Annotated in this window: 12 protein-coding genes; 7 read left to right on the top strand and 5 right to left on the bottom strand. The window is 54.5% G+C overall.

What is annotated here, in order from left to right; all coding sequences use genetic code 11:
- Positions 1-26 precede the first annotated feature (26 nt).
- A complete protein-coding gene (locus A2V21_301745; protein ID OIJ73097.1) occupies positions 27-2,213 on the top strand; it encodes a GTP pyrophosphokinase in 2,187 nt (728 codons plus the stop codon).
- Between the two features lie 36 nt (positions 2,214-2,249).
- Positions 2,250-2,642 carry a hypothetical protein gene (locus A2V21_301740; protein OIJ73096.1) on the top strand — a complete coding sequence of 131 codons (393 nt, stop codon included), beginning with the start codon at positions 2,250-2,252 and terminating at the stop codon, positions 2,640-2,642.
- 47 nt (positions 2,643-2,689) lie between these two features.
- Here the strand turns inward: A2V21_301740 and A2V21_301735 are convergent, their stop codons facing one another.
- Positions 2,690-2,881, bottom strand: a complete 192-nt coding sequence (locus A2V21_301735; protein OIJ73095.1) for a 50S ribosomal protein L28 — start codon at positions 2,879-2,881, stop codon at positions 2,690-2,692.
- A 116-nt stretch (positions 2,882-2,997) separates the two neighbouring features.
- On the opposite strand from A2V21_301735, the gene A2V21_301730 reads away from it, so the two are divergent.
- On the top strand, positions 2,998-3,576 hold the full coding sequence (locus tag A2V21_301730) for a hypothetical protein (protein OIJ73094.1): 579 nt from the start codon (positions 2,998-3,000) through the stop codon (positions 3,574-3,576).
- Positions 3,577-3,610: 34 nt separating this feature from the next.
- Here A2V21_301730 and A2V21_301725 read toward each other — a convergent pair whose 3' ends face one another.
- The 4 genes from A2V21_301725 to A2V21_301710 are packed head-to-tail and all read right to left on the bottom strand — an operon-like array spanning position 3,611 to position 6,492.
- On the bottom strand, positions 3,611-4,282 hold the full coding sequence (locus A2V21_301725) for a metal-dependent hydrolase (GenBank protein ID OIJ73093.1): 672 nt from the start codon (positions 4,280-4,282) through the stop codon (positions 3,611-3,613).
- Positions 4,283-4,322: 40 nt separating this feature from the next.
- Positions 4,323-4,760, bottom strand: coding sequence for a hypothetical protein (locus tag A2V21_301720; GenBank protein ID OIJ73092.1), 438 nt, complete (start codon positions 4,758-4,760; stop codon positions 4,323-4,325).
- A 20-nt stretch (positions 4,761-4,780) separates the two neighbouring features.
- Positions 4,781-5,434: a phosphoribosylglycinamide formyltransferase gene (locus A2V21_301715; protein ID OIJ73091.1), complete on the bottom strand. Its 654-nt coding sequence runs from the start codon at positions 5,432-5,434 to the stop codon at positions 4,781-4,783.
- Positions 5,434-6,492, bottom strand: coding sequence for a phosphoribosylformylglycinamidine cyclo-ligase (locus A2V21_301710; GenBank protein ID OIJ73090.1), 1,059 nt, complete (start codon positions 6,490-6,492; stop codon positions 5,434-5,436). Before A2V21_301710 ends, A2V21_301715 begins: the two co-directional genes overlap by 1 nt.
- 358 nt (positions 6,493-6,850) lie before the next feature.
- Between A2V21_301710 and A2V21_301705 the strand changes: the two genes are divergently transcribed.
- The 4 genes from A2V21_301705 (at position 6,851) to A2V21_301690 (ending at position 11,169) form a co-directional block, all read left to right on the top strand.
- Positions 6,851-7,144: a septation protein SpoVG gene (locus tag A2V21_301705; protein OIJ73089.1), complete on the top strand. Its 294-nt coding sequence runs from the start codon at positions 6,851-6,853 to the stop codon at positions 7,142-7,144.
- 138 nt (positions 7,145-7,282) lie between these two features.
- Entirely contained in the window at positions 7,283-8,212 is a 930-nt protein-coding gene (locus A2V21_301700) for a hypothetical protein (protein ID OIJ73088.1), read from the top strand.
- 472 nt (positions 8,213-8,684) lie between these two features.
- Positions 8,685-9,797 (top strand): hypothetical protein, encoded by a 1,113-nt coding sequence (locus tag A2V21_301695; protein OIJ75001.1) that lies wholly within the window; start codon positions 8,685-8,687, stop codon positions 9,795-9,797.
- Entirely contained in the window at positions 9,769-11,169 is a 1,401-nt protein-coding gene (locus A2V21_301690; protein OIJ73087.1) for an undecaprenyl-phosphate glucose phosphotransferase, read from the top strand. Before A2V21_301695 ends, A2V21_301690 begins: the two co-directional genes overlap by 29 nt.
- The last annotated feature ends 91 nt before the right edge of the window (positions 11,170-11,260 follow it).

Genomic DNA, 11,260 nt, shown 5'->3' with positions numbered 1-11,260 from the left:
GGGGTGGTTGGGTTAAATTGGATAATATGGTCAGACTTGAAGACATATTGGAGAAGATAGCGGCCTACAGCCCCAAGGCGGACCTGGAGCTTGTAAAGAAGGCCTATGTCGTCTCCGGGGTCATCCACCAGGGGCAGATAAGGCAGTCCGGGGAGCCGTACCTTACCCACCCGCTGGAGGTCGCGAAGATCCTCGCGGACCTTAAGATGGACGTCCAGAGCGTCGCCACGGGGCTTTTGCACGATACCGTCGAGGACACCCATACCACCATAGAGAGGATAGAGGAGCTTTTCGGGGCCGAGATAGCCGGCCTTGTCGACGGACTTACCAAGTTGAGCAAGATGACCTTCGAGAAGAAGGCAGACCGCGAGGCCGAGAACTTTCGAAAGATGATCCTTGCCATGGGCCGGGACATCAGGGTCATCCTCATAAAGCTTGCCGACAGGCTCCATAATATGCGGACCCTCGGGGCGCTACCGCCAGCCAAACAGAGGAAGATCGCACAGGAAACGCTCGATATCTACGCGCCTTTGGCAAACAGGCTCGGCATAGGCTGGATAAAGACCGAGCTTGAGGACCTGGCCTTCATGTACCTTGAGCCGGAGAGGTACAAGGACTTAAAAGACAAGCTCGCCGCGGCCATAAACGTAAAGGAAAACTTCATCGGCACCGTCAAGGAGCAGATAGAGGACAGGCTCAGGGAGCACGGGGTAGAAGGAGATGTCTCCGGGAGGCCGAAGCACCTGACCAGCATCTATAAGAAGATGAAGGAGCAGGACGTAGAGTTCGACAAGATCTACGACATCATGGCATTCAGGGTCATAGTTAAGTCTTTGAAAGACTGCTACGGTGTCCTGGGCATCATCCACTCTACCTGGAAGCCGGTGCCGGGCAGGTTCAAGGACTATATCGCCATACCCAAGCTCAACATGTATCAGTCCCTCCATACCACGGTAGTAGGCCCGTTCGGGGTGAGGATGGAGGTGCAGATACGGACCGAGGAGATGCACAGGGTCGCCGAGTACGGCATAGCAGCCCACTGGAAGTACAAGGAAGGCAGGGAGGGTGAGAAGGGCAAGGACGACAGGAGCTTCGCGTGGCTCCGCCAGCTCCTTGAGTTCCAGAGGGACCTGAAGGACTCGGAAGAGTTCATGGACTCTCTTAAGGTCGGGCTTTTCCCGGAGGAGGTCTTCGTCTTTACCCCCAAGGGCGACATAAAGCAGTTCCCGCTGGGCGCTACACCTATCGACTTCGCCTACTCTGTCCATACGGACATAGGCAACAGGTGCTCTGGCTCCAAGGCCAACGGCAGGATGGTGCCGCTTAAGTACAAGCTCAGGAACGGGGACATAGTTGAGATAATCACGACCCAGAACCATCACCCGTCCAAGGACTGGCTAAAGTTCGTCGTTAGCTCCAGGGCAAAGGCCAGGATACGGCAGTGGATAAAGACCGAGGAGAGGGCAAAGTCCATTACTCTCGGAAGGGATATACTGGAAAAGGAGATATCCAGGCACGGCCTTGAGCCTGGTAAGGTGCTTAAATCCGACGACCTTGAAAAGATAGCATCGGGTATGGGGATGCAGGGGACCGACTCGTTGTACGCCTCGGTCGGCTATGGCAGGATATCCATCAATCAGGTGTTGGGCAAGCTCCTGCCGCCGGATAAGCTCAAAGAGAGCCAGAAGTTCTCCTTCAAGAGAATGTTCGACAAGTGGAAGCCCGCCGAGAAGGACAGGAGCGCCATCATAGTAAGGGGCGTGGAGGACGTGCTGGTAAGGTTCGCCGGGTGCTGCAACCCGCTTCCCGGAGACGAGATAGAGGGCTTCATAACACACGGCCAGGGCGTGTCGGTCCATGCCACAGGTTGTCCGAACCTCCTGCACATAGACAGGGACAGGAGGATAGAGGTGGCCTGGGACAAGAAGGCCAGGTCGATGAGGCCGGTATCCATCCAGGTAGTCTCAAGGAACGAGAAGGGCCTCCTGGCCGAGATGACCAACGCCATAAAGACTGCGGACGCCAACATAACGAGCGCCGACATAAGGACAGACCAGGACAACAAGGCGATATGCACCTTCGAGGTCGAGGTGAGCGACGCGAACCACCTTAAGACCATCATCTCGGCCCTGAAAAAGATAAAGAAGGTATCAAAGGTCGAAAGGATTAAAGCGCTTAAAGCAAGGGAGTCTGAGGCTGAAAGCGTATCCTGAGCAGGCTGCTGATATCAATAACCCATCGGAGTGGCTATGAAGAAGGAAGAGCTAAGGACTGAAAAGGCGCCCGGCGCCATCGGCCCCTATTCGCAGGGGGTGAGGATAGGGAGGTTCCTCTTCCTCTCAGGGCAGATACCTGTTGAGCCGTCCTCCGGAGAGGTATTGTCGGCTGACATAGGGCCGCAGACCAGGCAGGTGCTTAAGAACCTGCAGGCGGTCCTTGAAGAGGCCGGGGCGAGCATGAAGGACGTGGTCAAGACCACCGTCTATCTCAAAGACCTCTCGAAGTTCGGCGAGATGAACGGCATCTACGGAGAGTTCTTCACGCCGCCTTACCCGGCGAGGGCGACCGTAGAGGTCAGCGCCCTGCCAAAGGGAGTCGAGGTCGAGATAGACGCCATAGCCGTTGCGGGCGACGAGGAATAAAAAAGGCCTGCCGGGTTCACGGCAGGCCTGAGAGGAAACAGGCGTATTTAGGCGGCCTTTACAACGGCCCCTGTACGGATGCACCTGCTGCAAGCCTTTATCTTCTTGACCTTGCCGTTCCTGATGGCCTTGACCGGCTGGAGGTTGGGGTTCCACCTCCGCTTGGTCTTGTTGTTGGCATGGCTTACGTTATTTCCGAATGACGGGCCCTTTCCGCATATCTCACATGTGGCTGCCACGGGATTACCTCCGAAAAGATTTGAATTGTAATTTTTAGCATAACCGCAATCCTTTTGCAAGTTTTTTTTAAAAAAAAGTAAAGTAAAATGGTTTTCTGACGAAAACCTTTAGACATATGAAAAACCTGAGCAAAATACAGCTTATCGCGGCCACGGCCTTGCTTGCCGCTCTCCTCATCCTTTTCCTCGATTTCGTCCACGATACGAGGGCTTACAGGCCTGCCATATCCGTTGCCGACGCGATAGTCGTCCTTACCGGGGGGAGGGGGCGTACGGAAGAAGGGCTTGCCCAGTTCAGGAAGGGTAAGGCCGGCCTTCTTATATTGAGCGGAGTGCATGAGGACGCCGACCTCGACGCCATATTCCTCAACAGGATAAACAAGGTCGAGCGCTCGAAGATAATCCTTGAGAAGCAATCGACCAGCACCTATGAGAACGCCATAGAGGTGAGGAAGATAATGGAGGAGAGGGGGCTTAAGTCGATGGTGCTTATTACCTCCGGCTATCACATGAAGAGGGCCTATTACACCTTTACCATGGTAATGCCTGACATGAGGACCGAGGCCTACTCCATCTCGACCCCCAACTTCGACGGTGAGAGGTGGTGGAGCGGCAAGAGCCTGGGCCTTTTGGCTGTCGAGTTCGTGAAGTATTACTGGTATGTAGGCAGATTCACCGTAACAGGCATGAAATAAGGCCAATCTGCGGCGTCGTCTTCAAAAGGCGGTATCAGATATCTATACTCTCACCCGGCTTCATCACCTTGACATCCACCGGCTTTCCCGCAAGCCCTTTTCGGAATATCTCCGGGTCCTGCCTTATCATGTCAAAGGTATTGTAGTGCATCGGGACGACGGCAGCAGGCTTAAGGAAGCCAACGGCCCTTATCGCGTCCTCTATGCCCATGGTGAAGTTGTCGCCAATCGGCAGCAGGGCGCAGTCGATGGGATTTATCTCCCCAATGAGGGCCATGTCGGAGAAGAGGCCGGTGTCGCCCGCGTGATAGATCGTCTTGCCGCCCATGCTGACTATCAAGCCGCATGGGTTCCCGACCGGGCCGGTATCGGTTGTGGAGCCGTGGTGGGCTATCGTCAGCTTCACCCGGCCGAATGGGAATGTGTAGCTCCCGCCTATGTGCATAGGGTGGCCTGTCGCGCCCCTTTCGGTACAGTAGTTCACGAGCTCGAAGGTCCCTATGACAGGGGCCTTGTTGGCCTTCGATATCTCTATCGCGTCGCCAAGGTGGTCTGAGTGGCCGTGGGTTACAAGCACGGCATCTACCTTGATTTCCGAAGGCTTTATCTTCGCAAGCGGGTTGCCGTTAAGGAACGGGTCGATTATGACGCGCTTGCCATCGGCCTCAATGATAAAACAGGAGTGCCCCTGCCATGTGATCCTCATCGCTCCTCCTTTTGAAATAGCCTTGAGCCGTCAAACAGGCCTAAAATCCCCGTATGATAAGCCCTTCGCGCTTTAACAGGGCAGCCGTGACCCCTATGCCGTTTACGCAATGGCTGTTCCTGCAGATGGAGCCGACGCCGCAGGACGGGCTCTTCTCCTTGAGGAAAGCCTCATTCGCGCCTGTAAGCCTTGCTATCTGCAGTACGTCCATCGCGCCCTTCATGAACTGTACGGTAACGTCCTGGCCGAACTCGTCGATGACCCTTGCCGCGCCAGCAAGCACCTCGATCCCGTCTCCCTGGGCTATCTGTGCAGCCGGCCTCGGCGTGGGCAGGCCGCCGAGCTGCTCCGGGCAGACCGGTATCGCCTGGCGCCCTTCAAGGAGCGTTATCGCCTCCGTGTTGCAGGCGTCGCTGCCGTCATACCGGGTCCTGAGTCCCAGAAGGCAGGCGCTTACGATGACAGGTCCGTTGTACATTGGAATAATGTTTTGCGCCCCTAAAAGGTAGCAGCCCTGGGGTTTTCCATCGTCCCGGAGGGGGCCTCGCTCTTTCGTACGAATACCCTCCGGCCCCTGACCTCTAATCTGCCCTCTGAGAATAGCTGTATCGCCTGCGGGTAAATCCTGTGCTCTTCGGCGAGTATCCTCTTTGAAAGCGACTCAACTGTGTCCTCGTCTTTTACAGGCACTACAGCCTGTATTATGATCGGGCCGCTGTCGAGTCCGCCGTCGACGAAGTGGACGGTGCAGCCTGAGAACTTTACGCCATAGTCGAGGGCCGCTTTCTGGACCTCAAGGCCCGGGAACGACGGGAGAAGGGAGGGGTGTATGTTCATTATCCTCATGTGATAGGCGTCAAGGAGGACCCTCGATATTATCCTCATGAACCCGGCGAGCGCGACAAGCTCTACGCCGTGCTCCTTAAGGACACGGACGACTTCGGCGTCATAGGCCTCTCTTTCGGGGAAGTCCTTTACCCGTATGACCGCCGTGGGGATGCCGTGTTTTCTGGCGCGCTCGAGGGCGAAGGCATCGGCAATGTTACTTATGACGACCTTTATTGAGGCGTCGAGCTTGCCTTTTTCAACTGCTTCTATTATCGACTGGAGATTCGTCCCGCTGCCTGAGACAAGCACCCCTATAGCGACCATTACAATATACCCGATTTTCCTGTGAACTCTACCTGTGGGCCTTTGCCCCTGCGGCGGGCGACCTCGCCGATGGTAAAGGCCTTTTCCTTGAGGGCCTTGAGCCTTATGAGGACGGCTTTCTCGTCCTTTGCCCTGACTATGAGGATAAGGCCTATGCCGCAGTTGAAGGTGCGGAGCATCTCTCCAGTCTCTATCGAGCCGCCTTCCTTTATGAGTCTGAATATCGGAGGGACGGGCCATGAGCCATTTTCTATTACCACTGATACCCCGTCAGGAAGAACCCTGGGGATATTGTCTGTAAAGCCGCCGCCTGTGATATGGGCCATGCCGAGCACGTCGTGCTCTTTCATGAGCTTGAGGACCGGTTTTACGTATATACGGGTGGGGGCAAGGAGGACCGAGCCTATATCGGTGGTAAAGCCCTTCGGCCTGTCTTTTACCTTAAGCTTCAGGATATCGAATATGACCTTCCTCGCCAGCGAAAAGCCGTTGCTGTGAAGGCCGCTTGAGGCAAGGCCAATGACCCTGTCACCGGGCCTTATCTTCGAGCCGTCGATGAGCTTTTTTTTGTCCGCCACACCCACGGCAAAACCGGCGAGGTCGTATTCGCCTGTTTTATATAGCCCTGGCATCTCAGCCGTCTCTCCGCCTATGAGGGCGCATCCGGCGAGCTTGCATCCCTTTGCTATCCCAGTTACGACATCCGCGGCCCTCTTCGCGTCGAGCTTGCCGGTTGCGAAATAGTCGAGGAAGAAAAGCGGCTCTGCCCCGCTTACGAGTATGTCGTTTACGCTCATGGCGACAAGGTCTATGCCGACTGTGTCGTGCCTGTCTGCCATGAAGGCGACCATGAGCTTTGTCCCGACCCCGTCGGTAGATGAGACAAGGACCGGCTCTTTAAGCCCCTTGAACCTGCCGGAGAAGAGGGCTCCGAAGCCGCCGATATCTCCAAGCACCTCTTTTCTGTAGCTTGACCGGACAGCGGGTTTGATGAGACTTACAAGCCTCGCGCCCTCGTCGATGTTAACGCCTGCCTGACTGTATGTAAGTTTTTTCATGAGCTATAGATTAAAGCAAAGCGTTTTTGAAGTCAACGGGTATGCGTTTGAAAATTGGCTTCTCCACGATCACGGAATATCCGTTGATGAGAGCGGATAAAGGTTCTCTTTATGCACAATTTTTTGTGCGGTGCATAAATTATTGTGCATAAATCCAAATAAAGCATTTCGCCTTGATTTGCCATCCTGTTAATTAGACTAAATATTTTTTTACATCAAGCCTTGGCATACCAGTTGCAATAACAAGCCATTAAATCCTAACAATACGGATCTCGACACAGACTTCTGGATAGCACGCCCGCATTCAAAGGGCGTGCCGGGCAGGTGCCTAGAATCACACTATAAGGAGGGAGAGAAGATGCGTATTACTGAGATCAAGGTGCTTCCGGTGGATGGGGATGAAAAGCTCAAGGCCTACGTGACGATAAAACTTGATGACTGCTTTGTCGTAAGGGACATGAAGGTCATCAAGGGCAATACCGGTTATTTCGTGGCCATGCCGGCGAAGAAGATGAAAGACGGCACGTACAGGGACCTTGTCCACCCTCTCGACAAACCAACAAGGCAGATGCTTGAAGACCAGGTCATGGATGAGTTCAAAAAGATGCAGGCCGGCTTCGAAAAAGGAGAGCAACTGTCAAGGGCTATCTGACCAAATGGCCGGCGATCCCCGCCGCCGGCCTCTCCCGCGTTCGTACGGCATTAAAGGCGCGTGCTCAGCCGGTAAAGATCGAGAGCGGGACAGGTGCAGTCAATGAGAGACCTTTTAAGTAGCGCAGGCAGCCGCTCCATGATGGCGGCGTCGAATATGGCTGTCAGAAGGTATCCGCTTTCCGTGACATTCATTTCTACTTACAGGTGCAACTTCAGATGCGAGTACTGCGATATCTGGCGCCTGAGGGATGATGAGCTTTCTACCGATGACGCCATACGGATGATAGACGAGTTCTCGGATATGGGCATGAGCAGGCTCTGTTTTACCGGCGGTGAGCCGCTAACGCGGGACGACATAGGCGAGCTCACCTCCTATAGCGTTCGAAAGGGTGTTTTTACGTCACTTTTTACGAACGGCTCGCTCCTCGAGGATAATATGGAAAAGCTCAAAGAGCTGGACCTCATCATAGTAAGCCTCGACGGGCCTGAAGAGGCGCACGGCAAACTGAGGGATGGAGGGAGCTACAGGCAGCTCGCCTCAGGCATCAGGGCCGCCAAGATGGCTGGTCTTAATGTCTGGACAAATACCGTTATCACGAAAGAGAACCTCGACTATCTGCCTCTTATGGTCGACGACGCGCAAAGGCTTGGTGTAAAGATGACATTCCAGCCGGTCTTGAGCTATCCTTTTTCATCTGACGTATCCAGGATAAGCTCCATGTCACCGGAGGGCAAGGCTTATATGAAGGCCATCCAGGGGCTCAAGGAGCTTAAAAAGAAGGGGGCTCCGATAGTCAATTCGCCTGAGTACCTCGACCACATAAAACTGCCGGTATGGGGCTTGAACAGGAGGGAGTGCTGGGCTGGAAGACTTTATTGCGCGGTAACCCCGACCGGCAATGTCGCCCCGTGTTATCCGGCGTTCTATTCAAAGGAATGGCCAAGCGGAGCGCTCCTCGGATATCGTGAGGCCTTCGAGAAGATCGGCGAGGTAAAATGCGCTGGCTGCTACACAGAGCTCGCTGAGAGCGATCTCCTGTACTCCAGCTTTCTAAGGTCAGCTTAAGAGACTTGAAAAGTCCATCTGCTTTGTTGCCTGCGTCGCCTGTGAATACGGCTTATCAAAAAAAGTTATCTCATCCTCGCTCCTCCTTATAACCTATGTGATAACCTGCGTGGCTTTTTTCAGTGAAGCCCCGCACAGGCGGCTTCGCGCGTTCATCTCTGTTTTCCAATAAAAATCCTTGATTAAAAATATTTCAACGTCGCGTTTGACGTCCTGAAAAGCCGGATTATACTCTGACCGGAGGCGGTTTATCTTTTAGCAGGCTGTTGAAAGCAATCCATGGACGGATTGCCAAATCGCGAGACTTGAAAAGTCGAGCAATTTGTAAGATTTGGACTGGTTCACTCAGGCCAAATCGTAGTTGAAAAAGTCCAGGAGGACTTTTTCAACATCCTGTTAGTCCGCCTCTCCAGAAGATTCTCCATAGGAGTTTTTGTTGAAGGTCGCCCTTGTGCACGACTGGCTTACCGGGATGAGGGGCGGTGAGAAGGTGCTGGAAGCGCTCACCGATATCTTCCCGTCAGCAGACCTCTATACCCTTGTCCACGACAGGGGAGCGGTATCCAAAAAGATAGAGGGCAGGCGGATAGAGACCTCGTTTATTCAGGGGCTCCCTTTCTCACGAAAGGGGTACAGGTACTACCTGCCCCTTTTCCCCATGGCTATAGAGGGTTTTAACCTCAAGGGATATGACCTTGTGCTCTCAACGAGCCATTGCGTGGCCAAGGGCGCCATACCGCCGCCGGGCGCGCTCCATATCTGTTACATACATACGCCGATGCGCTACGTTTGGGATATGTATGACGCGTATTTTGGGCGGGAAAAGGGCGTCAAGGCCCTTGTAGCACGGGCCACGGCCCATTACCTGAGGCTCTGGGACTCGTCCACGAACGCGAGGGTCGACCATTTCATAGCCAATTCAAGGCACGTGGCGAAACGTGTCGAGAGATTTTATGGGAGAGGGGCCGAGGTCATCCATCCGCCGGTGGATTGTTCCAGGTTCAGCCTCAGGGGTATTCGTGGCGATTACTACCTTATAGTCTCCGCTTTCGCGCCTTACAAACGTATCGACCTCGCCATCGAGGCCTTCAACGCATCAGGGCGGAAACTCGTAATCGCTGGCTCCGGTCAGGACGAAGCGAGGCTTAAGCGGCTCGCCATGCCTAACATAGAGTTAACAGGGTGGAAGGATGACGAGGGGCTCGCGGCGCTCTATCATGGCTGCAGGGCGCTTATTTTCCCTGGCGAGGAGGACTTCGGCATCGTTCCCCTTGAGGCGATGGCCTCAGGGAGGCCTGTAGTCGCTTATGGGGTTGGTGGCGCTCTTGAGACCGTCGTGCCGCCAGGTTCAGCTGGGAACGCAACAGGGCTTTTTTTCCTGGAGCAAAACCCATCCGCTTTAAACGAGGCGCTTTCGGCCTTCGAACGCCTGGAAGGTTCTTTCGACCCGGCGGCGATAAGGGAGCACGCGCTCTCGTTTGACAGGGCGGTTTTTAAGGATAAGGTGAGGGCGTTCATAGAGGAAAGGTACTCTGAACATACATCCTGGACCGGTTATGCTGAAAAAACACAGCCAGCTCTTTGAGAGCCTTCTCCTCATAGCAGACCTCGTCATCATCACCTTATCCTGGGTGCTCTCTTTCCACATCCGTTTCCAATCCGGCCTTGTCGCTACACCCAAGGGCATACCGGACTTCCTCGCCTACAGCCTCCTGCTCTTCCCGATAATCGCCATCTGGGCGGTGGTATTCAAATGGTTCGGCCTCTATCGCCCGAAGAGGACAGATAGCCAGGCGGAGATATTTGATCTGGTCAAGGCCTGCGCCGCGTCGATGCTCTTCTTCATAGCTTTCACATTCTTTGCCAAGCAGTACGAGTACTCAAGGCTTGTCTTCGTCTTCTTTACTGTCATCAATATAGCGGCACTGAGTGTCGAGAGGCTTCTCTTCAGAAAAGCCCTCAAGCTTATTCGGAGGAAGGGCTACAACCTGAGGTACGCCGTTATTGTCGGCACAGGCGCCCCGGCGAGGATGGTGCTCGATAGGCTCGAGTCCCACCCGGAGGTCGGGATCAAGGTCGAGGGGCTCATATCCGCTGACGAGGCTCAAAAGGGACGCCTTGTGGCAGGGGTGCGGGTCGTCGCAGATCTCGATGGGATAAGGGGCTTTATAAAGGAGAGGCGCATAGACATCGTCTTTATAGCCCTTTCATGGGACGAGCACTCGCTGGTAGAGGAAGCCATCAAGGGCATTGGGGACGAGGCGGTAGATATCAAGGTGATACCCGATATAGCGCGGTTCATAACGCTTCGCGCAGGGGTGGAGGAGTTCGAGGGCATGCCGATACTCAACCTTCAGGGCTCGCCCCTTTACGGCTGGAACATGATATTGAAAAGGGCTTTTGACATCACGTTCTCGCTTATGGCGATCGCGTTCCTGGGGCCACTTATGCTCGCGGTATTAGCGCTCATAAAGGCAACTTCGCCGGGCCCGGCCCTTTACAGGCAGGAGAGAATGGGCATTGGCGGGGATACCTTCCAGATACTGAAGTTCCGGACCATGCGCCCGGACGCTGAAAAAGAGACAGGCGCGGTCTGGGCGAGAAAAGGGGACCCGAGGCGCACGGTATTGGGGGCTGCGCTTCGGGGAACGAGCCTGGATGAGCTGCCACAGCTCTTTAACGTCCTCCGCGGGGATATGTCCCTTGTCGGCCCAAGGCCGGAGAGGCCGGTCTTCATAAGAGAGTTCAGGCGCGACATACCCAGGTACATGCTCCGCCACAGGATGAAGGCAGGTATTACCGGCTGGGCGCAGGTGAACGGCTGGAGGGGCAATACGGACATAAGAAAAAGGATAGAGCACGACCTTTATTATATTGAGCACTGGTCCCTTGCCTTCGATCTCAAGATACTCTTTCTAACGCTATGGAAGGGCTTCGTGAACCGTAACGCGTACTGAAAGCCCCATCATCCCGCCTGAAAACCCGCTGTAAACATTTTAAAAATCCACCAAGTTATGTTAATATAGCCCTTCCAAAAAGACGAATCCG

Source organism: Deltaproteobacteria bacterium GWC2_55_46 (assembly GCA_001595385.3).
Lineage (GTDB): Bacteria > Desulfobacterota > GWC2-55-46 > GWC2-55-46 > GWC2-55-46 > UBA5799.
Note: the sequence above shows the minus strand (reverse complement) of the source record. Positions and strands in the feature narration are given on the sequence as shown.

Bases quoted from the DNA above. Each gene is read 5' to 3' on its own strand.
- A2V21_301745 (OIJ73097.1), top strand. From the start codon at position 27: ATGGTCAGACTTGAAGACATATTGGAGAAGATAGCGGCCTACAGCCCC.
- A2V21_301740 (OIJ73096.1), top strand. From the start codon at position 2,250: ATGAAGAAGGAAGAGCTAAGGACTGAAAAGGCGCCCGGCGCCATCGGC.
- A2V21_301730 (OIJ73094.1), top strand. From the start codon at position 2,998: ATGAAAAACCTGAGCAAAATACAGCTTATCGCGGCCACGGCCTTGCTT.
- A2V21_301725 (OIJ73093.1), bottom strand. From the start codon at position 4,282: ATGAGGATCACATGGCAGGGGCACTCCTGTTTTATCATTGAGGCCGAT.
- A2V21_301720 (OIJ73092.1), bottom strand. From the start codon at position 4,760: ATGTACAACGGACCTGTCATCGTAAGCGCCTGCCTTCTGGGACTCAGG.
- A2V21_301715 (OIJ73091.1), bottom strand. From the start codon at position 5,434: ATGGTCGCTATAGGGGTGCTTGTCTCAGGCAGCGGGACGAATCTCCAG.
- A2V21_301710 (OIJ73090.1), bottom strand. From the start codon at position 6,492: ATGAAAAAACTTACATACAGTCAGGCAGGCGTTAACATCGACGAGGGC.
- A2V21_301705 (OIJ73089.1), top strand. From the start codon at position 6,851: ATGCGTATTACTGAGATCAAGGTGCTTCCGGTGGATGGGGATGAAAAG.
- A2V21_301700 (OIJ73088.1), top strand. From the start codon at position 7,283: ATGATGGCGGCGTCGAATATGGCTGTCAGAAGGTATCCGCTTTCCGTG.
- A2V21_301695 (OIJ75001.1), top strand. From the start codon at position 8,685: ATGAGGGGCGGTGAGAAGGTGCTGGAAGCGCTCACCGATATCTTCCCG.
- A2V21_301690 (OIJ73087.1), top strand. From the start codon at position 9,769: ATGCTGAAAAAACACAGCCAGCTCTTTGAGAGCCTTCTCCTCATAGCA.